This window comes from Pelomonas sp. KK5, from assembly GCF_001984095.1.
Taxonomy (GTDB): domain Bacteria; phylum Pseudomonadota; class Gammaproteobacteria; order Burkholderiales; family Burkholderiaceae_C; genus KK5.
Window position 1 is genome coordinate 30133 of record NZ_LYVQ01000011.1, and the last position, 19619, is coordinate 49751.

General features: G+C 67.3%; 23 protein-coding genes and 1 tRNA gene. 18 read left to right on the forward strand and 6 right to left on the reverse strand.

Annotated elements, in window-relative coordinates; genetic code table 11:
• Positions 1-69: 69 nt before the first annotated feature.
• The 3 genes from B0W88_RS33440 to B0W88_RS02755 are packed head-to-tail and all read left to right on the forward strand — an operon-like array spanning position 70 to position 769.
• Positions 70-246, forward strand: a complete 177-nt coding sequence (locus tag B0W88_RS33440; protein ID WP_158080784.1) for a hypothetical protein — start codon at positions 70-72, stop codon at positions 244-246.
• Between the two features lie 55 nt (positions 247-301).
• The gene (locus B0W88_RS02750) at positions 302-505 is read left to right on the forward strand and encodes a hypothetical protein (protein ID WP_144006568.1); all 204 of its coding nucleotides are present in this window, start codon (positions 302-304) and stop codon (positions 503-505) included.
• 48 nt (positions 506-553) lie between these two features.
• Positions 554-769 carry a hypothetical protein gene (locus tag B0W88_RS02755; RefSeq protein WP_077033122.1) on the forward strand — a complete coding sequence of 72 codons (216 nt, stop codon included), beginning with the start codon at positions 554-556 and terminating at the stop codon, positions 767-769.
• Between the two features lie 34 nt (positions 770-803).
• On the opposite strand, the gene B0W88_RS02760 is transcribed toward B0W88_RS02755, so the two are convergent.
• Positions 804-1061: a hypothetical protein gene (locus B0W88_RS02760; RefSeq protein ID WP_077033123.1), complete on the reverse strand. Its 258-nt coding sequence runs from the start codon at positions 1059-1061 to the stop codon at positions 804-806.
• Positions 1062-1298: 237 nt separating this feature from the next.
• Here B0W88_RS02760 and B0W88_RS02765 point away from each other — a divergent pair, with 237 nt between their 5' ends.
• From B0W88_RS02765 to B0W88_RS02775, 3 genes are all read left to right on the forward strand, one after another.
• Positions 1299-1598: a hypothetical protein gene (locus B0W88_RS02765; protein ID WP_077033124.1), complete on the forward strand. Its 300-nt coding sequence runs from the start codon at positions 1299-1301 to the stop codon at positions 1596-1598.
• A gap of 478 nt (positions 1599-2076) precedes the next feature.
• A complete protein-coding gene (locus tag B0W88_RS32815) occupies positions 2077-2520 on the forward strand; it encodes a helix-turn-helix domain-containing protein (protein ID WP_198937752.1) in 444 nt (147 codons plus the stop codon).
• Positions 2521-2720: 200 nt separating this feature from the next.
• Positions 2721-2996, forward strand: coding sequence for a hypothetical protein (locus B0W88_RS02775; RefSeq protein WP_144006569.1), 276 nt, complete (start codon positions 2721-2723; stop codon positions 2994-2996).
• Positions 2997-3108: 112 nt separating this feature from the next.
• Here the strand turns inward: B0W88_RS02775 and B0W88_RS02780 are convergent.
• Both B0W88_RS02780 and B0W88_RS02785 read right to left on the reverse strand, forming a co-directional pair.
• Positions 3109-3198, reverse strand: a tRNA-Ser gene (locus tag B0W88_RS02780).
• A 24-nt stretch (positions 3199-3222) separates the two neighbouring features.
• The gene (locus B0W88_RS02785) at positions 3223-4044 is read right to left on the reverse strand and encodes a symmetrical bis(5'-nucleosyl)-tetraphosphatase (RefSeq protein ID WP_077033127.1); all 822 of its coding nucleotides are present in this window, start codon (positions 4042-4044) and stop codon (positions 3223-3225) included.
• Between the two features lie 107 nt (positions 4045-4151).
• Between B0W88_RS02785 and B0W88_RS02790 the strand changes: the two genes are divergently transcribed.
• The 4 genes from B0W88_RS02790 to B0W88_RS02805 all read left to right on the forward strand — a co-directional run bounded on the left by B0W88_RS02790 (position 4152) and on the right by B0W88_RS02805 (position 8495).
• Complete coding sequence (locus B0W88_RS02790; protein WP_077033128.1) at positions 4152-5462, forward strand: hemolysin family protein; 1311 nt, start codon at positions 4152-4154, stop codon at positions 5460-5462.
• Positions 5459-6217 carry a SapC family protein gene (locus tag B0W88_RS02795; protein ID WP_077033129.1) on the forward strand — a complete coding sequence of 253 codons (759 nt, stop codon included), beginning with the start codon at positions 5459-5461 and terminating at the stop codon, positions 6215-6217. The genes B0W88_RS02790 and B0W88_RS02795 overlap by 4 nt, the downstream gene beginning before the upstream one ends.
• Before the next feature lie 546 nt (positions 6218-6763).
• Complete coding sequence (locus B0W88_RS02800; RefSeq protein WP_144006570.1) at positions 6764-7444, forward strand: long-chain N-acyl amino acid synthase; 681 nt, start codon at positions 6764-6766, stop codon at positions 7442-7444.
• A 214-nt stretch (positions 7445-7658) separates the two neighbouring features.
• Positions 7659-8495, forward strand: a complete 837-nt coding sequence (locus B0W88_RS02805; protein ID WP_144006571.1) for a long-chain N-acyl amino acid synthase — start codon at positions 7659-7661, stop codon at positions 8493-8495.
• On the opposite strand, the gene B0W88_RS02810 is transcribed toward B0W88_RS02805, so the two are convergent.
• On the reverse strand, positions 8468-9229 hold the full coding sequence (locus B0W88_RS02810; RefSeq protein WP_077033131.1) for an IclR family transcriptional regulator: 762 nt from the start codon (positions 9227-9229) through the stop codon (positions 8468-8470). The two genes, B0W88_RS02805 and B0W88_RS02810, sit on opposite strands and share 28 nt — an antisense overlap.
• A gap of 85 nt (positions 9230-9314) precedes the next feature.
• On the opposite strand from B0W88_RS02810, the gene B0W88_RS02815 reads away from it, so the two are divergent.
• The 5 genes from B0W88_RS02815 to fahA all read left to right on the forward strand — a co-directional run bounded on the left by B0W88_RS02815 (position 9315) and on the right by fahA (position 14775).
• Positions 9315-10271 carry an MBL fold metallo-hydrolase gene (locus B0W88_RS02815; protein WP_077033132.1) on the forward strand — a complete coding sequence of 319 codons (957 nt, stop codon included), beginning with the start codon at positions 9315-9317 and terminating at the stop codon, positions 10269-10271.
• 148 nt (positions 10272-10419) lie between these two features.
• Positions 10420-11967, forward strand: coding sequence for an FAD-dependent oxidoreductase (locus B0W88_RS02820; protein ID WP_077033133.1), 1548 nt, complete (start codon positions 10420-10422; stop codon positions 11965-11967).
• On the forward strand, positions 11952-12161 hold the full coding sequence (locus B0W88_RS02825) for a DUF2783 domain-containing protein (protein WP_077033134.1): 210 nt from the start codon (positions 11952-11954) through the stop codon (positions 12159-12161). The genes B0W88_RS02820 and B0W88_RS02825 overlap by 16 nt, the downstream gene beginning before the upstream one ends.
• Positions 12158-13456: a homogentisate 1,2-dioxygenase gene (gene hmgA / locus B0W88_RS02830; protein ID WP_077033135.1), complete on the forward strand. Its 1299-nt coding sequence runs from the start codon at positions 12158-12160 to the stop codon at positions 13454-13456. The genes B0W88_RS02825 and hmgA overlap by 4 nt, the downstream gene beginning before the upstream one ends.
• Positions 13453-14775 (forward strand): fumarylacetoacetase, encoded by a 1323-nt coding sequence (fahA, locus tag B0W88_RS02835; protein ID WP_077033136.1) that lies wholly within the window; start codon positions 13453-13455, stop codon positions 14773-14775. The genes hmgA and fahA overlap by 4 nt, the downstream gene beginning before the upstream one ends.
• Before the next feature lie 67 nt (positions 14776-14842).
• Here the strand turns inward: fahA and pepA are convergent, their stop codons facing one another.
• Positions 14843-15631: a flocculation-associated PEP-CTERM protein PepA gene (gene pepA / locus B0W88_RS02840; RefSeq protein ID WP_077033137.1), complete on the reverse strand. Its 789-nt coding sequence runs from the start codon at positions 15629-15631 to the stop codon at positions 14843-14845.
• 109 nt (positions 15632-15740) lie between these two features.
• Complete coding sequence (locus B0W88_RS02845) at positions 15741-16664, reverse strand: carbohydrate kinase (RefSeq protein ID WP_077033138.1); 924 nt, start codon at positions 16662-16664, stop codon at positions 15741-15743.
• A gap of 131 nt (positions 16665-16795) precedes the next feature.
• On the opposite strand from B0W88_RS02845, the gene B0W88_RS02850 reads away from it, so the two are divergent.
• Genes B0W88_RS02850 through B0W88_RS02860 form a run of 3 tightly spaced genes read left to right on the forward strand, consistent with a single transcriptional unit; the run spans position 16796 to position 19611 of the window.
• On the forward strand, positions 16796-17806 hold the full coding sequence (locus B0W88_RS02850; protein ID WP_077033139.1) for a sugar ABC transporter substrate-binding protein: 1011 nt from the start codon (positions 16796-16798) through the stop codon (positions 17804-17806).
• 33 nt (positions 17807-17839) lie between these two features.
• Positions 17840-18814, forward strand: a complete 975-nt coding sequence (locus B0W88_RS02855) for an ABC transporter permease (protein WP_198937753.1) — start codon at positions 17840-17842, stop codon at positions 18812-18814.
• A complete protein-coding gene (locus B0W88_RS02860; RefSeq protein ID WP_077033140.1) occupies positions 18814-19611 on the forward strand; it encodes an ATP-binding cassette domain-containing protein in 798 nt (265 codons plus the stop codon). Before B0W88_RS02855 ends, B0W88_RS02860 begins: the two co-directional genes overlap by 1 nt.
• The last annotated feature ends 8 nt before the right edge of the window (positions 19612-19619 follow it).

Sequence of the window (19619 nt, forward strand, 5' to 3'; positions counted from 1 at the left end):
ACGGAGGCGGAAAAGGCGCCGTGTAGGGACACTGCGGCCATCGATCCCGAGCCAGCCGGAGCCTGTGCCATGAACGACAGCGCCAAGTCCCTGTTCATTGCGGTCATCGTCGTTGCCATCGCGGCATCGGCGGGCGTGGCGCTGGCCAACCTGTTCACCGCGGGCGGCCAGGAGAAGGATCCGACGACGGCCGTCGAGCGTGTCGTCGCGGGGGCTGGGGCGGAGGCGCAGGAGCCCGCTCGATAGCCGCGTTCCGGCCTGGCAGATGCAGAATCAGCCCTACAAGCCGGGAGGGCGGGAGATGGATCCGAAGAGATCAATCGCGGTGCTGTTTGCTGTGTTTGTTGCCGTCGATGGCGCTGCGGCGCCAGAGCCGACGCAGACCGTCTACAAGTGCGTGCAGAACGGGCGGGTGGAATACACGGCCACGCCATGCCTTGGCGCCAAGGAAGTCGATGTGACGCCGACCAAGGGTGCGGAGACCTATCCGGGGGCCAATCTCTGAAGCCCGTCATACCAGCGGGAACGGACGCGGACTCTGATCATCGAGGGCGTGCAGCCGCTCACCGGTCTGGACGAGCAGGGCTTCAACAAGTTCGAGCGCAGGTCGAAACTGCCACCCGGGGTGCGCGAGCAATGTGCTCGACTGGATATGGAGTTGCCGCGGCTCAAGGCCGTGGAACAGCAGGCCAAGGGTCAGGGCGACAAGGACGATGTTGCCAAGGCCCTGTTCCGGGCCAGGTCGCGATACCACGAGATGAAGTGCTGACCGGAGCTCGCGCCCCGGGAACGACTGTCGCCGCTCAGATGGCCTTGGCCGATACCTTGGCGGCAGCCAGTTGGACACCATCGGCACTGGCCGTGCGGCGGCCTTCGATGACGACGCGCGGCAGTTGCGCCACCGCCGGCGCGCGCTTGCCGATGATGACGACGCGCTCCAGCTTGACGATGTCCTGCGAGGCGGGCGTCGACGACGCCTGGGCCAGCTCCAGCGCCACCGAGCAGAAGATCGCGACGATGCCGACCAGGCCGATGGCGAAGTACTTGTCGTTGCTGCTCATGATGGGCTCCTTGCTGCGGTGGGTTTGTCGGGTCAGTGATTGCAGTTTCGGCGCCGGTGGCGGGTATCGCCAGCGGGTAGCGACGGGCCGCCGGATTGGGGCGACGCGCTGCAATGGCGGCGGACAGACTGCGCGGCCGGCAGGGGAGCATTCACGCTTGTCGCGGGCACCCGCCGGCTGTAGCGTTGGAGTCGACCAGGCGAGCACAGCCTGGCATCTAATCTGGAGGAGACGACCATGACGAAGCTCATCGCAGCGGCAGCGGCCGCGGCCGCGGTTCTGCTGCTCGCCGGCCCGGCAGCCCAAGCCCGTGGCGGCGGTGGTGGTGGCCACAGCAGCGGAGGCCATTCGAGCCACGCGAGCAACCCGGGCGGCAGCCACGCCACCAAGGGCTACACCAAGAAGGACGGCACCTACGTGGCGCCCAGTCACGCGACGAACCCGAACAAGACCAAGCGCGACAACTGGTCGTCCAAGGGCAACGTCAACCCGCACACGGGCAAGGAAGGCACCAAGGGTCCGGACAACGGCAAGTGAGCCCAGCGCGCCTGCCCACGTGGCGCGTGGTGGGCGTCCCCTCCCTATCATGTCGACATGCCCAGGCCTAAGCTGGTTCTCAATCCTCAGTCCTTGCTGATGTCGCAGCTTCGGGGCCCTGCGACTCCCTGGATCTTTCGGCTTTACGTCACCGAGCACGGCCGATGCGACCTTCAGAAGTGGTCTCGAGGTCTCTCAGCGCGGCAGCGAGCCAAACGCGACGTGACGCTGAGGTTCTTGAGGGAGCAGCCGAAGGAGCGCTGGAGTAGGCCGAACGCCAGTCCTGTGGGAAATCACATGTACGTGATACGTTTCCAGGATGAGAACCGGAAACAGCATCGACTCTTCGGCTTTTTTAACGATTCGCATCACGTATTCGTGATATGTTTGGCCGGACATGAAAAAGACAATCAATACCATCCGAGCGACTACGAGCAACGCGTTGCCTCGTGCCGGGCGGCAGTACTCCTGGACTTCGATGCAAGAACAGCTGGTTGCGATTGGGCCCCGTACTAGCTTCCCCCTTGCGGGGAACAAAATCAGTACCGAGCCTTCAATACCCGAGGAATGGCTGGATGAAGACTACCGTCAAGCGGCGATGGAATCGACCGTGGAGAACCTGATCGCCTGGCAGGTTCGAATCAATCGTGAAGAGCGCGATCTGACCCAGGCGGAACTCGCCAGGAGGATGGGAACGAAGCAATCAGCGATCTCGAAGCTGGAGGACCCTGAGGGGGGCGACGTTCTCGTGTCGACGCTGGTCAAGGCTGCGCACGCTTTCGATTGCGCCTTGGTGATTCGCTTCGTCGACTACGGCCGCTTTGCTGTGCGTACGCACGACGTTGCACCTTCTCGCTTGTTCGCCTGCGGCTTCGGAGACCTCATTCAAACCAACGAAGTTCTGCAAGGCCCTCGGCCATGACGCGAGCTTCGATCAAGGCGGATGGCCCCGCCCAACGGAAGACGACGAAGCGTGCTTCGAGGCAGCCCGTTACACCGGAAACGGCCAGTGAAGCGCCATCGAGTTCTGCTGATGCGTCGACGTCGGCGATGCCCGATCAGCCCGAGTGGCACGCGCCAGGAGACGGGGCGGCGATGCCCTTGCCCCCAAGAATTCCGGCGGTGCCGACCATCTACGCCGATGCGGTTATCGACGTTGTGTTCGGCTTCTACACGACCAAGCTAGTTCTCGGCGAAGAACTGGGCAATGGCCAGACTCGTGCCGCAGCTGTTGTGGCGATACCTACGGAGCAACTCGTGCGAGTGTGTGCGGGGATCGTGAACGAGATGAGTTCGCCATCGATGATCCGCGGCATCGAAAAGCGGCAGGAGAGCTACCTCGGGTCGCTCAAAGACCTGTTCCAAGCAGTCCACGCGCCTCCCAAGGGGAAGGCCTGAGCCGGCCTCGCTGTCGTCTCACCGCAACTCACGACATCGCAATCATGTTGGTGGGTTTTTTGGTGGGAGGAAATGAAAAACGGGCCTGGAAGGCCCGTGTTTGCTGGAGTCTTGGCGGAAGCGGTGAGATTCGAACTCACGGAAGGCTCACACCTTCGACGGTTTTCAAGACCGTTGGATTAAACCACTCTCCCACGCTTCCATCGCTCAGAGGAGGAGGCGCATTCTATCCGGGCTTGCGTGCCTGCTCGCACCGCACCTGGATCAGCTCGCGCCGGCCGCCGTCGATGCGCACCGCGCTGAGTTTCCCGCCCCAGACACAGCCCGTATCCAGCGCCAGAAGGTCCGGCCGGTCGACATAGCCCAGCGTCGACCAGTGCCCGAATGCCATCGGCACGCCGGCCGTGCGGCGCCCCGGCACGTCGAACCAGGGCATGAAGCCCTTGGGCGCGCCGTCGGCCCCGTCCTTGGTCTTGAAGTCCATGCGTCCGTCGGCATCGCAGAAGCGCAGCCGGGTCAGCACGTTGATCGTGAACTTGGCGCGCGCATAACCCGTTAGCTCGGCTGACCAGCGGTCGGGCTCGTTGCCGTACATCGTGTGCAGGAAGTCGGGCAGGGCGGGGCTCCTCAGCAGCGCCTCGACCTCGGCGGCCAGCGCCAGCGTCAGCGTCAGGTCCCACTGGGGCACGACGCCGGCGTGCACCATCAGCCAGCCGTGCTCGTGTACCGCCATGCGGCGCTGGCGCATCCAGTCCAGCAGGGCCTCTCGGTCGGGGGCGGCCAGGATGTCGGCCACGGTGTCGTCCGCCTTGGGCTTGCGCACGCCGTGCGCCAGGGCCAGCAGGTGCAGGTCGTGGTTACCCAGCAGACAGGTGGCGGCATCGCCTAACTGCTGAAGCAGGCGGACGGTGGCCAGCGAGGCGGGGCCGCGGTTGACCAGGTCGCCGAGCACGTACACACGGTCGCGGGACGGGGAGAAGTCGATCTTCTTCAGGAGGGCGTCGAGGGCGCCGCAGCAGCCCTGGACATCGCCGATCAGGTAGTTCATACGGGGATTGTGCTGTCTGAGAAGTCACGACGTTCTGATACGCTTGCGGGCTTCTTTCAACCGAAGGGCGCATGGCAAGGGCAAACCCCGAACCTGCTGCCCCCTCAATGGACACCGCGCTCGTACTCCTGCTGATTCTGGTCAACGGCTTGTTTGCTATGTCGGAGATGGCCCTCACGGCCAGCCGCAAGGCGCGTCTGCAGGTGATGGTCGAGAACGAGAGCGCCGGCGCGCAGGCCGCGATGGACCTGCACGACAACCCGACCAAGTTCCTGTCGGTGGTGCAGATCGGCATCACCTCGATCGGCGTGCTGAACGGCATCGTCGGCGATGCGGCCTTCTCGGGCCCGTTGTCGCACTGGCTGCTCGAGACCTTCCCGATGAGCCAGCGCGCCGCGGAAGTGACCGCCACCGGCCTGGTGGTCTGCATCATCACGGTGCTGACCATCCTGTTCGGCGAGCTGGTGCCCAAGCGCATCGGCCAGATCTACCCCGAGACGGCCGCCCGCCTGGTGGCGCCGACGATGGAGTTCCTGTCGATGGTGGCGCGCCCGCTGGTGCGCCTGCTGACGGTGACGACCGACTGGATGCTGGGCGTGATGGGCCTGCGCACCGATGCGCAGCGCGGCGTCACCGAGGAGGAGATCGCCGCCAGCCTCGAGGAGGGCCTGGACGCCGGTGTGATCGAGCAGCACGAGCACCAGATGGTGCGCAACGTGTTCCGATTGGACGAGCGCCAGATCGGCTCGATGATGATCCCGCGCGCCGAGATCGCCTGGCTGGATGTGGACGACCAGAACGAGCAGGTGCTGGCCCTGCTGCAGGCGCACGGCTACAGCCGGTACCCGGTTTGCCGCGGCGACGTGTCCGACGTGATCGGTGTCGTCTCCGCGCAGAAGCTGCTGCAGCGCGCGCTGGCCGGCAATCCGCTGGCGCTGGCCGAAGACCTGGAGCCGCCGGTGTTCGTGCCGGAAACACTGTCGGGCATGGAGCTGCTGGAGCAGTTCCGCGCTTCGGACGCGCCGCTGGTGTTCGTCGTGGACGAGTACGGCGAGGTGCAGGGCGTGATCTCGGTGCGCGACGTGCTGGAAGCGATCGCGGGCGAGTTCAACGCGCCCAGTGATGATGACGCCTGGGCGGTCCAGCGCGAGGATGGAAGCTGGCTGCTGGATGGCCTGATCCCCGTCACCGAGCTGAAGGACCGGCTGGGCCTGAAGGAACTGCCTGAAGAGGACCGTGGGCGCTACAACACCCTGGCCGGCATGATCATGCTGCTGCTGGGGCGCCTGCCGCGCACGGCCGATGTGGTGGAGTGGGATGCTTGGAGGTTCGAGGTCGTGGACCTCGACGGCAAGCGTGTGGACAAGGTGCTGGTCAGCCGACTGGCCGACGAACGGATATTAGGAGTCAATCAATGAGCAACCCCCCGATGTATGACAGCATGGTCGCCCTCGACCGCGTCGCGCACAAGAACCTGCGCCTGCGCACCGAGGAACCGGTGCTGGCCCGTGCCAAGGAACTGAACTCCATGTTCCTGACGGTGGTGGAGTTCGCCGACGCCTGCAAGGAGTACCCGCTGGTGTTCGTGCGCGTGGGCGAGAACAAGCCCGATGCCAAGCTGGTGGTGGCGCCGCTGGCGGTGCTGGGCCTGAAGCAGGGCAGCAACCTGTTCATCAAGGGCGACAAGTGGACCGGCAACTATGTCCCGGCCTACCTGCGCCGCTACCCCTTCGCGATGGCCCGCATCGATGGCGGCGACCAGGTGGCCGTCTGCTATGACGAGAAGTGGACCGGCTTCAACGAGACCGAAGGCCACTCGCTGTTCGCGGCCGACGGCCAGCCCAGCGAGTTCCTGCTCAACGCCAAGACCTTCCTGGAGAACTTCGAGACCGAGTCCGAGCGCACCCGCCTGATCTGCGAGCAGATCGTCGAGGCCGGCCTGCTGCAGGACATGCGATTCGAAGCCACGCTGCCCGACGGCGAGAAGCTGCTGGTCGAAGGCTTCCTGGCCGTGGACGAGAAGAAGCTCTCCGAACTGCCGGAGGCCAAGATCGTCGAACTGTTCCGCAACGGCATCCTGTCGCTGATCGAGATGCACCGCGTCTCGATGGGCAACATGAACCGCCTGGCCAACCTGCACGCGGCCGACAAGGCGGGCAGCGCCGCCGCCTGAGTCCACGGCCACGGACAGCACCCGCTTGACGGCGGGCCATCCCTTCGCGGGGGTGGCCCGCTTTTTAGTTAGTGCAAGGGCTTGTGCGGGTCAATCCCTGTGTTGATGATGTGGTCCGGGCGCCGCAGGTGCACGCTGTGTTCAGGACCGCCCCGGCGAGGCGGGTTTCGAGGAGCAAGTGCGTCAGGGTGGCGCAGTCATTGCATGAGGGAGAGCATGGGGATAGCGCACGCATAGCGTTCGCTAGCCACAGAAGCGTCATAAATGACGTCGGATCTTGGGGTTTGTGCTATCCCGGGATTTTGGTTTTTTCCGAAATACCGGATAGCAAATGTAAGTTCCTCGGGTAATTTGTTGGGGGCGGTTTTTCCACCCCCATTCGAGGGGGTGAAGCAGCTAGACTGCGCACCAATTCGGAATTTTTACCCGTTTGCTGGCTCGTATCCGCAAAAGGAAATCATGCAACCCGACAGTGCCGTACCTCTCCACCAAGCCGGTTTGCAAGCCCTGGTCGGGTCCCATGCCCTGCGTTCGGCGGCGCATTCGGTGGCCCTTCATGAATATCCCGCGGTCGTTCCCTTCCTGATCAACAGCGCCCTGAGCGAGCGCCACCGGGTGGATGCGAGCCGCCTGGTGCACCACCGCTATGTGCAGCGTGGCTATCGCCGCGAGCATCCGGTGGGCGAGCGGGAAATGAACGTCCTGACGCTCAGCGCCACGGCCGAGGACGGCCGCACGCTGGGCACGCTGGGCATCCGCTTCGATCTGGCCGAAGGCCTCAGCGCGGACGGCGCCTTCCCGCACGAGATGGAGATGCTGCGCGGGCCGCATGGCCGCGAGATCTGCGAGTTCACGCAGCTGGCGCTGGACCCGCAGGCCGCGTCCAAGCAGGTGCTGGCCGCGCTGTTCCACACCGCCTACCTGCACGCCTACAGGATGCAGGGCATCGAACTGCTGGTGATCGAGGTCAACCCGCGGCATGTGCCCTACTACCGGCGCATGCTGGATTTCAAGATCTGCTCCGAGGTGCGTACCAATCTGCACGTCCATGCACCGGCGGTGCTGATGAGCCTGGAGCTGGCGCATGCCGAGCAGCAGATCGCGCGGCTGGGCGGGCATCCGCACATGGCCCACCATGTCCGCAGCCTGTACCCGTGGTTCTTCTCGCCCGAGCGCGAGGCCGCGGTGTTGCAGCTGTTACACGAAGAACAACGTTTGGCCTCTTGATCGGGGCGCCGGGATGTCCGATATGCCGGTATCGAGGGAAAGAAGAATGAATCGGGTGAGGGATAGCGTCATGGTCGTCCAGCGGGCGACTGGTTGAGAAAAAGCAGGTCCTGGCCGGCGACCGTTCGCGCAAGCGGACGCCTCGCACGGGGAGGCGCGTGCCCGCAGTCGGACTCGCGCGGAACGGGCCGGACCGAGTAAGGAAAAGCAGTACATGTGGTTCATTGACAATCCCGGCGCCGCGGCTTTTGAGTCGGCGTCAGCACCTGTTCCGTACCTGGCCGGTCTCCCGGCCTTGCGCACCCGCGGCTTTCGGCCCGGGCACGCCGCCCCGCATTTCAACCCGGTCACCGGCGAGCTGATCGAGGGCTTCGCGATCCATGCTGCCCTGGACCGCCAGCAGCGCCATGCCGCGCGGGCCCTGCAGATGCGCCGCTACGCGCAGCGCGGCTACCAGGTCAAGGACGGCGGCGACGATCTGGAGCGCCACCTGCTCACGCTGCGCGCCGAATGCGACGAGCGCACCGTGGGCACGCTGGGCATCCGCTGCGATTCCGAGCACGGCCTGAACGCCGAGCTGGTCTTCCCCGACGAAGTGGCGGCCATGCGCGATGCCGGCCGCTCGCTGTGCGAGTTCACCAAGCTGGCGCTGGACCAGCAGGAAGCGCCTTCCAAGCATGTGCTGGCCGCGCTGTTCCACACTGCCTACATCCACGCCCATCACATCACCGGCGCCAAGTGGCTGGTGATCGAAGTCAACCCGCGCCACGTGCCCTACTACCGCCGCATGCTGGGCTTCAAGGTCAGCGCCGAGGCGCGGCCGAATCCGCGCGTGAAGGCACCGGCCGTGCTGATGACCCTGGACTTCGGCTTCGTGGAACAGCAGGTCGAGGCCTACGGCGGCCGGCCCGAGCTGAGCAGCGAGACCCGCACGCTCTACCCGTACTTCTATTCCCCGGAAGAGGAATTCGCGATCCTGGAGCGCATGCGCGGCAGCGACAGCGGGTTCACGCCCTTCGACGATCAGCCGGCCGGCTTCCAGCCGAGCTGACGCGACAACTGCTCGCCCGCCGCGCGCAAGGCCGGCGCGAGCGAGCCGCCCAGGCGCAGGTCGAAACTGCCGCTGGGCCCGATGGCGGTCAGCGAGAGCACCAGCCGCCCGCTGTCGTCGAAGACCGGTGCCGCCAGCGCGCTGACGCCGTGGACCACGCCGTCCTTCGACGTCGCCATGCCGTGGCGGCGCACCTCCTCCAGCAACTCCACCGCCGGCATCGCCTCGCCGTGCAGCGCGGCCTTCACCAGCGCCTTGGGCAGGTGAGCCGCGAACAGCCGCCCCGAGGCGGTGCCCGACGGGCTCATCACGGTCCCGTGGCGCATGCTGATGTGCACCGGGCTCGGCGCCTCGGCCACGCGAACGATCGTCGGCCCGCGGTTGCCCCAGACCGCGATGGCCACCGTGTGGCCCAGCTGCAGCGCCAGCTCCTCGATCACCGGCGTGGCCAGCCGCACCGGCTCGTACTGCTGCAGGCTGATCAGGCCCAGCTGCAGCGCCAGCGGCCCTAACCCATACCTTCCACTGACCCCTTCCTGCTCCACCAGGCCCAGCTTGATGAAGCTGACCAGGTAGGGATGGGCCTTGGCCGGCGGCATGCCGGCCGCCAGCGCCAGCTCCTTCAGCGGCATCGGCCGTCCCTCGTGGACCAGGGCCAGCAGCAGCTGGCCGCCCACTTCGATGCTCTGGATGCCCCGCGGGCCGCTGCTGGTGGAAAGGTCGCTCTCGCTCATGTTGCCGATTGGATCAGAAAATTTGGAATAGACAAACTGATTTGGTTTAGATTAAATTTCAGCCAACGCAAGGAGACGCCCAGCCATGACGACCAAAACATTCGCCTCGCACGCTGACCTCGAGGTCAAGAAGGTCAGCTTCGACCAGCTCTCGGACCATGCCTGGGCCTACACGGCCGAAGGCGACCCGAACACCGGCATCGTCATCGGCGACGACGCGGTGATGGTGATCGACACGCAGGCCACGCCGGTGATGGCGCAGGACGTGATCCGCCGCATCCGCGAGGTGACCGACAAGCCGATCAAGTACGTGCTGCTGAGCCACTACCACGCGGTACGCGTACTCGGCGCCTCGGCCTACGAGCCGGAGCACATCATCGCCAGCCAGGACACCTACGACCTGATCGTCGAGCGCGGCGAGCAGGACAAGGCCAGCGAGATCGGCCGCTTCCCGCGCCTGTTCCAGAACGTCGAGTCGGTGCCACCCGGCATGACCTGGCCGACGCTCACCTTCACCGGCAAGATGACCCTGTGGCTGGGCAAGCTGGAGGTGCAGATCCTGCAGCTGGGCCGCGGCCACACGAAGGGCGACACGGTGGTCTGGCTGCCGCAGGACAAGGTGCTGTTCAGCGGCGACTTGGTGGAGTTCGATGCCACGCCCTATGCCGGCGACGCCTACTTCCAGGACTGGCCGCAGACGCTGGACAACATCGCCGCCCTGAAGCCCGAGAAGCTGGTGCCCGGCCGCGGCCGCGCGCTGCAGACGCCGGCCGACGTGGCCGCCGGCCTGGCCGGCACGCGCGCCTTCGTCAGCGAGCTGTACGAGAGCGTCAAGGCCGGTGCCTCGGCGGGCCGGGAGCTGAAGGCGGTCTACAAGGAGACCTACGAGCGGCTGGCGCCCAAGTACGGCCAGTGGGTCATCTTCGCCCACTGCATGCCCTTCGACGTGACCCGCGCCTACGACGAGGCCACGCAGTATCCGGATCCCCGCATCTGGACCGCCGAGCGTGACGTGGCGATGTGGCAGGCCCTGGAAACATGAGCCCCTCGCCCGATCTCGCGGCGCTGAACGCGCGCGAGCCCGGTCGGCCCCCCGAGGGGGCGCCGGCGCTTTCGGCATCGAGCCGCAAGCGCCGCCAGTGGGCCGGCTTGGGGCGGCCCGGCGCTCGGCCCCGAACACAGGCAAAGACATGTTGAAGACCTACCAGGCGCCCGAGTACGCCTATGAACGCTGCGCGGCCGACCCGCGGCGCCCGGTCGTCGTCATCGGCGCCGGCCCGGTCGGGCTGACCGCGGCGCTGGACCTGGCCCGCCGCGGCGTGCCGGTGCTGGTGCTGGACGACAACAACCGCGTCAGCCTCGGCTCCCGCGCCGTCTGCTACGCCAAGCGCACGCTGGAACTGTTGGACCGGCTCGGCGTCGGCGAGTCGATGGCCGAGCGGGGCGTGCGCTGGCAGGTCGGCAAGGTCTTCCATGGCGAGGGCCTGGCCTACCAGTTCGACCTGCTGCCGCAGGCGCATCACAAGATGCCGGCGATGGTGAACCTGCAGCAGTACCACCTGGAGGAGGCGCTGGTGGATGCCTGCATGCGCGAGCCGCTGGTGGCGCTGCACTGGAAGCACAAGCTGGTGGCGCTAACGCCGAAACCCGACGGCGTCACGCTGAAGGTCCAGACCCCCGACGCCGAGTTCGAGATCGAGGCCGACTGGGTCATCGCCTGCGACGGCGCCAACAGCGACACCCGCGCGATGATGGGCCTGGACTTCGACGGCCAGGTCTTCCACGACCGCTTCCTGATCGCCGATGTCGTCATGCAGGCGGACTTCCCGGCAGAGCGCTGGTTCTGGTTCGACCCTCCGTTCCATCGCGGCCAGTCCGTGCTGCTGCACAAGCAGTGCGACAAGGTCTGGCGCATCGACTTCCAGCTCGGCCGCGATGCCGATCCGGTCGAGGAGAAGAAGCCCGAGCGCGTGATCCCGCGCATCCAGGCGATGCTGGGCCCGGATGCCGAGTTCGAGCTGGAATGGGTGTCCGTCTACCAGTTCGCCTGCCGGCGCATGGCGAAGTTCCGCCACGGCCGCGTGCTGTTCGCCGGCGACTCGGCCCACCAGGTCTCGCCCTTCGGCGCGCGCGGCGCCAACAGCGGCATGCAGGACGCCGAGAACCTGGCCTGGAAGCTGGCCGCCGTCATCGAGGGCAGGGCGCCCGAGGCGCTGCTGGACAGCTACGAGGCCGAGCGCACCGCCGCGGCGGACGACAACATCCTCAACTCCACCCGCTCCACCGACTTCATCAGCCCCAAGAGCCGCGCCTCGCTGCGCCTGCGCGACGCGGTGCTGCAGCTGGCGCGCAGCGAGCCCTTCGCGCGGCCGCTGGTCAACAGCGGGCGGCTGTCGATGCCCACGCCCTACCGCGACTCGCCATTGAACACGCCGGACGAGGACGCCTTCGAGGGCGGCCCCGCGCCCGGCAGCCCGTGCCCGGACGCGCCGCTGGCCGGCGGCTGGCTGCTGGAGCAGCTGGACGCCGGCTTCACCCTGCTGGCGGACCAGGCGGCCACCGGTGGCGAGCTGCCGGCGCTTGCGCTCGATGGCGTCGGACTGGAGCGTTATGACGCACGGCCCGGCACCTGCTACCTGATCCGGCCGGATCGCGTCGTGGCCGCGCGCTGGCGCAGCTACGACCCCGGCAAGGTCCGCGCCGCCCTGAGAAAGGCCCAGGCATGCCCCAGCAACTGATCCGCGCGCCCAACATCCCCGATCCCGACGGCTTCTACGCCGCCCTGATCGACCACCAGCGCGACATGAGCGAGGACCAGGCCGAGCTGTTCCTCGCCAAGCTGGTCCTGATCCTGGCCAACCAGGTCGGCGACCGCGCCGTGCTCGACGAAGCGCTGGCCCTCGCAAGATCCAACACCCTGAACCCGACATGAGCGAATCCCTGCATTACCAGAGCGGCTTCGGCAACGAGCACGCCAGCGAGGCCCGCCCCGGCAGCCTGCCGGTCGGCCGCAACAGCCCGCAGAAGGTGGCCCACGGCCTGTACGCCGAACTGCTCTCCGGCACGGCCTTCACCGCCCCCCGCGCCGAGAACCTGCGCAGCTGGATGTACCGCCGGCGGCCCTCCGTCGTGGTGGGGAGTTATGTGCCGCTGGCCCATGCCTGGCTGAAGACGGGCGCGGCCGAGGGTCAGGTCGTGCCCCCGGATCCGCTGCGCTGGGCGCCGGTCGCCATTCCCGACGAACCGCTGGACTTCGTCGACGGCCTGCGCACGATGGCCCTCAACGGCGACCCCGACGCCCAGACCGGCATCGGCATCCACCTCTACCTGGCCAACCGCGCGATGGGCCGGCGCGCCTTCGTCAATGCGGACGGCGAGCTGCTGATCGTCCCGCAGCAGGGCGCCTTGCGCATCCGCACCGAGCTGGGCCTGCTCGACGTGGCGCCCGGCGAGATCGCGCTGGTCCCGCGCGGCATGGCTTTCAAGGTCGACGTGGACGGCCCCTCGCGCGGCTACATCTGCGAGAACTACGGCGCCGCCTTCCGCCTGCCCGAGCTGGGCCCGATCGGCTCCAACGGCCTGGCCAACCCGCGCGACTTCCTCGCGCCGGTGGCGGCCGTCGAGGCGGAGGAGGAGGGCGCCTACGAGGTCGTCAAGAAGTTCGGCGGCCGGCTCTGGACGGCGCTGCAGCAGCACACGCCCTTCAACGTCGTGGCCTGGCACGGCACGCTGGCCCCGTACAAGTACGACACGGCCCACTTCATGACCATCGGGTCCATCAGCTTCGATCATCCGGACCCGAGCATCTTCACCGTGCTGACCAGCCCCAGCGACACGCCCGGCTGGGCCAATGCCGATTTCGTGATCTTCCCGCCGCGCTGGATGGTGGCCGAGGACACCTTCCGCCCGCCCTGGTACCACCGCAACGTGATGAGCGAGTTCATGGGCCTGGTGACCGGCCAGTACGACGCCAAGCCCGAAGGCTTCAAGCCCGGCGGCGCCAGCCTGCACAACGCGATGGTGCCGCACGGCCCCGACACCGAGGCCTTTGCCAAGGCCAGCGGCGCCGAGCTGAAGCCGCACAAGCTGGACCACACGCTGGCCTTCATGTTCGAGACCCGCTGGCGCCTGGCGCCGACGGACTTCGCACTGAACGGCGGCGCCCTCGAAAAGACCTATGCCGACTGCTGGTCGGCGCTGCAAGACAACTACAACGAGCACCCATGAATCTCGATTTCACCCACGACCCCGACGCCCGCAGCTGGGTCGAATCCGCCAACGCTGCCGACACCGACTACCCGCTGCAGAACCTGCCTTACGGCCTGTTCCGCCGCGCCGGCCGCAACGAGTCGCTGCGCGCCGGCGTCGCCATCGGCGACCGCATCCTCGACCTGAAGCTGGCGGCCGCCGCCGGCCGCTGGGACACGCCGGTCGCCGTGCAACTGCAGGTTCTGGCCGAGGGCGACATGAACCGCTTCATGGGCGCTCCGTCCGCAGCCCGCCGCGCCGTGCGCGCTGCGCTGTTCACGGCACTGCGCGAAGGCGCAGGCAGCCAGCAGAAGGCGCTCGAAGCCTGCCTGTTGCCACAGGATGCCGCCGAGATGGCGCTGCCCTGCCGCATCGGCGACTACACCGACTTCTACACCGGCATCCATCACGCGACCACGGTGGGCAAGCTGTTCCGCCCGGACAACCCGCTGCTGCCCAACTACAAGTGGGTGCCGATCGGCTACCACGGTCGCAGTTCGTCCATCCTGCCCAGCGGTGCCGATGTGCGCCGGCCCTGGGGCCAGCTGAAGCCGCCGCACCTGGACGTGCCGACGCTCGCGCCCAGCAAGCGCCTGGACTACGAGTTGGAACTGGGCGTGTTCGTCAGTGCAGGTAACGCGTTAGGCCAGCCGATCCCGATGGAGAAAGCCGACGAGCACCTCTTCGGCGTCTGCCTGCTCAACGACTGGTCCGCCCGCGACATGCAGGGCTGGGAGTACCAGCCGCTGGGCCCCTTCCTGGCCAAGAACTTCGCCACCACGATCTCGCCCTGGATCGTCACGATGGAGGCGCTGGAGCCCTTCCGCTGCGGCTTCGCCCATCCCGCCGAGGATCCCCAGCCGCTGCCGTATCTCGATTCCGGGAAGAACCGCGCCGAGGGCGGCTATGCCATCGAGCTGGAAGTCTGGCTGCAGACGGCGCAGATGCGTGGCGCCGGCGAGACCGCGGTCAAGCTGATGGACTCCAACTTCGGCGAGAGCGCCTATTGGACGCTGGCGCAGATGCTGACCCACCACGCCAGCAATGGCTGCAACCTGCAACCGGGCGACCTGATGGGCACCGGCACCCAGTCCGGCGCGAGGCCGGAGCAGGGCGGCTCGCTGCTGGAGCTGTCCGACGGCGGCAAGCAGCCGCTGACGCTGCCCAACGGCGAGCGGCGCGCCTTCCTCGAGGATGGCGACACGGTGATCCTCAAGGCCTTCGCGCAGAAGGACGGAGCGCGCCGGATCGGCTTCGGTGAATGCGCCGGCACGATCGTCGCTGCCAACGCCGGCTGAACCCGGGCGCAAAAAAGCCGCAGGGCCCGAGGGCGCTGCGGCTTTCAGGGTGAACTGATGATGACGCTCAGCGGTTCATGCCGCGGCGGCGGCGGAGGAAGCCGATCGTCACCAGCCCGGCCATCAGCATCGCGTAGCTTTCCGGTTCCGGCACGGCGGTCGCGAAGTTGATCGCACCGCCGCCCTTGTTGATCGCGAAGCCGTCCGCCAGCAGCGTCACCTGCGAGCTGGTGTTCGTGAACGAGGTCAGCGCCTGGTTGTAGTTGAAGGGCGACGGGTCGGCGAAGAAGCCCGCGCTGCCGCCGTTCACGTTGAAGCTCAGCGTGGCATCGGCGGACGGCGAGAACGAGCTGCCCGACACGCGCGTGCCGACGCTGCCGTCGATCAGGCTGCCGCTGGCCAGCGTGATCAGGCCGCTGGTGGCCGAGGTGGTCGGCGTGCCGCCGACGATGCTGAAGGTCGCCTTGCCGGCCACCGCATACAGCGTGTAGGTCAGCGAGCTGAACTTCCCGCTGGTGTCGCCGGTCAGCGGGCTCGTGCCGCTGGTCTGCGTGCCGCTGCCGACGAAGCTGATGAAGAGCGAGTAGCCGCTGGCGCTGTTCAGGCCGGAGGGCACCAGCAGGTCGTCGCCGCTCTGCGCGGCGGTGATGCTCAGGAAGCCGGATTCGGTGAAGCTCGCGCCGGCGGTGGTGACGCGGGCGTAGTCCGAGATCAGCAGGTTGTCGGCCGTGAAGCTGTCGCCGCTCAGGCCGACCGCGCTCGGGTCGAAGGTGAAGCTCGGGAGTGCGCTGGCGGCGGCGGAGATGGCCAGCAGGCCCGCAGCCAGGGCGCCACGGCCCAGCAGGGTAGTGTTCATTGATCTTGTCTCCTGGATGGACGAGCGCAGTTTTGGTGCAATCCTAGTGCCTCATGTTAGGGATTGCAAAGTGATACACATGTAAAGCGAACCCTCCGCCACCCCCTATTCAGGGGAGGTCCCGGCGGTGCGGCAGGTCGGCGCCGCGGCGCGAACAGGTGATGGCCGCGGCGGCCCCGGCGAACTCCAGCAGGGCGAGCAACTGCGCGCCGTCCAGCGCAGACAGCGCGGCGCCGCTGAGTGCGTCGCGCTCGGCCAGCCAGGTCAGCAGGGCGGCCTGGAAGGTATCGCCGGCGCCCACCGTGTCGATCACGGTGACGGGGCGGGCCGCCGTCTCGGCATGGTGCGCGCGCGTCCAGCCCAGTGCACCCTCGCCGCCGCGGGTCACCACCACCAGTTGCACGCCCGCCGCCAGCGCGCGTTCGGCGAAGACCGCCGGCGTCGTGCCCGGCAGCAGCAGGCCGAGGTCCTCGTCGCTGATCTTCAGCAGCTGGGTGCGCGGCAACATCCATTCGAGCTGGTCCAGCCAGGCCTGCAGGCGCGGCTCGACGTTGAGCCGGATGTTCGGGTCGTAGGCGATCAGCGCGCGGCCCTGCTCGCGTTCGATCAGCGCTCGCTGGGTGCCGGCCACTGGCTCGACCACGGTGGCATAACTCCCCACATGGACGGCACGGAACAGGCCGGCCGGCGGCAGCGTGTCGATGCGCACCTGCCGGTCGGCGGCGCCGTGGCCCAGGAAGGCGTAGCTCGGCACGCCGCGCGCGTTCAGGCCCACCAGGCTGACGGTGGTCGGGGCATCCAGCCGCGGCGCGTGGCCCAGCTCCACGCCCTCCTGCGCCAGCGCACGGGCCAGCCGCTCGCCGAGGAAGTCGCTGGACAGGCCGCCATAGAAGGCCACCGGTTGCGCCAGCCGCGCCAGGCCCACGGCCACGTTCAGCGGCGAGCCGCCCACGCGGGCATCCAGGGCCACGCCGGTGGGCGTGTCGCCCATCGAGAACACATCCATCAGCGCTTCGCCGCAGACCAGGAACATGGCTTTGTCTTCCTTCGATGTTTGAGGGTTGTCGGGCCGCGAGTCTAAGGGTTCACCATTAATAACTCAAATTGATTTATTAACTAGACTGGCCTTGCCAACGATCGGCAAACCAACGACGGAGACAAGCAATGACGACGACGACCCCGACCCTGCGCAAGCTGTCCTTCCTGCTGGCCCTGGCTGCCGGCGCTGCTGCCCACGCGGCCGACCAGCCGGTGGTCGGCCTGGTCGTGAAGACCGAGACCAACCCCTTCTTCGTCAAGATGATCGAAGGCGCGACCGAGTCGGCCAAGGCCAAGGGCGCCAAGCTGCTGAGCGCTGCCGGCAAGGCCGACGGCGACAACGCCGGCCAGGTCACCGCCATGGAGAACATGATCACCGCCGGCGCCAAGACCATCCTGATCACGCCCAACGACTCCAAGGCCATCGTGCCGGCGATCAAGAAGGCGCGGGCCTTGGGCGTGATGGTGATCGCGCTGGACAGCCCCGCCGACCCCGCCGAGGCCACCGACGCGCTGTTCGCCACCGACAACTACAAGGCCGGCATCCTGATCGGCGAGTACGCCAAGGCCTCGTTCGCCGGCAAGCCGGTCAAGATCGCCACGCTGGACCTGTTCCCCGGCCATCCGGTCGGCGCGCAGCGCCACAACGGTTTCCTGAAGGGCTACGGCCTGCCGACCAAGGAGCAGAAGGACAACACGCTGGCCCAGCCGGCCGAGGTGGTCTGCATGGCCGACAGCTTCGGCGACCGCGCCAAGGGCCAGACCGCGATGGAGAACTGCCTCCAGAAGAATCCCGACATCAACCTTGTCTACACGATCAACGAGCCCGCCGCTGCCGGTGCCTACAACGCGCTGAAGAAGGCCGGCAAGGAGAAGGGCGTGATGATCGTCTCGGTGGACGGCGGCTGCGACGGCATCCGCGACGTGATGGCCGGCAAGATCGCCGCCACCTCGCAGCAGTACCCGCTGAAGATGGCGGCGATGGGCGTGGAAGCCGGCGTGGCCTATGCGCAGGGCGGCAAGAAGGTCAGCGGCTACACCGACACCGGCGTCACGCTGATCGCCGGCAAGCCCGTCGCAGGCGTCGATTCGAAAGACACCAAGCTCGGCCTCGACCTCTGCTGGGGCAAGAAGTAAATGGGCGCGGCCGCTGTCGCGGAGGATACGAAGATGGTCACCTCATCCGCCCTCAAGTCCAGCCGGGCCCGGCCCTCGATGAGCACGCTCGGCCCGCTGATCGCGCTCGTGATCGCCTGCGTGGTGTTCGCCACCCAGAGCCCGCAGTTCCTCAGCGGCGCGAACTTCTCGCTGATCCTGCAGCAGCTGATGGTCGTCGGCGTCATCGCCATCGGCCAGACGCTGGTGATCCTGACCGCGGGCATCGACCTGTCCTGCGGCATGGTGATGGCGCTGGGCAGCATCGTGATGAGCAAGATGGCGGTGGAGTTGGGCCTGCCCGCGCCGCTGGCCATCCTCTGCGGCATCGGCGCCACCACGCTGTTCGGGCTGTTCAACGGCCTGCTGATCACCCGCATCAAGCTGCCGCCCTTCATCGTCACGCTGGGTTCGCTGAACATCGCTTTTGCAATCACCCAGATCTACTCGAAGGCGCAGACGGTCACCGACGTGCCGCCGCTGATGACCTGGCTCGGCGAGACCTTCGCCATCGGCGGCACCCAGGTCGCGTATGGCACGGTGCTGATGCTGGCGCTGTTCGGTGTCATCTGGTTCTGGCTGCACGAGACGGCCTCGGGCCGGCATGTCTACGCGGTGGGCAACAACCCGGAGGCCACGCGCCTCACCGGCATCCCGACGCTGCGCGTGCTGCTGGGCGTGCACCTGCTGGCCGGCGTGCTCTACGGCGTGGCGGCGCTGCTCTCGGTGGCGCGCACCGGCGTCGGCGATCCGAACGCCGGGCAGACCGAGAACCTCGACTCGATCACCGCCTGCGTGCTCGGTGGCACCAGCCTGTTCGGCGGGCGCGGCGGCGTGATGGGCACGCTGCTGGGCGTGCTGATCGTCGGCGTGCTGCGCAACGGCCTGACGCTGTCCGGCGTGCCCTCGGTCTACCAGGTCCTCATCACCGGCTTCCTCGTGATCATCGCGGTGGCCATCGACCAACTCAGCCGCAAAGGAGCCCGCTGATGTCCGCAGTTATTCACCAGCCGGTGATGAAGGCCACCGGCCTGGCCAAGCGCTACGGCCAGGTCACGGCGCTGGATGGCGCCGACTTCGAACTCCGCCAGGGCGAGATCCTGGCCGTGATCGGCGACAACGGCGCCGGCAAGTCCTCGCTGATCAAGTGCCTGTCGGGCGCCACCATTCCCGACGAGGGATCGATCGAGCTGGACGGCCAGGCCATCCACTTCAAGAGCCCGATCGATGCGCGCCGCGCCGGCATCGAGACGGTCTACCAGGACCTCGCCGTCGCCGCCGCCATGTCCATCGCCGAGAACCTGTTCCTGGGCCGCGAGATCCGTCGAAAAGGACCGTTAGGCAGCCTGCTGCGCATGCTCGACAAGAAGGAGATGCTGGCCCAGAGCGTGCAGCGCATGGCGGAGCTGAAGGTGGGCATCCGCTCGATGACGCAGCCGGTGGAGACGCTCTCCGGCGGCCAGCGGCAGTGCGTGGCGGTGGCCCGCGCCGCGGCCTTCGCGCAGCATGTGGTCATCATGGACGAGCCCACCGCGGCGCTCGGCGTCAAGGAAGGGAACATGGTGCTGGAACTGATCCGCCGCGTGCGCGACCAGGGCCTGTCGGTCGTGCTGATCAGTCACAACATGCCGCACGTGTTCGAGATCGCGGACCGCATCCACGTGGCTCGGCTCGGCAAGCGCGCCTGCGTGCTGAACCCGAAGCAGATCAGCATGAGCGATACAGTGGCGGTGATGACGGGCGCGGTGCGTCCTGAAGACCTGCCGGCGCACGCGCTCGCCCACTGATCCCTTCC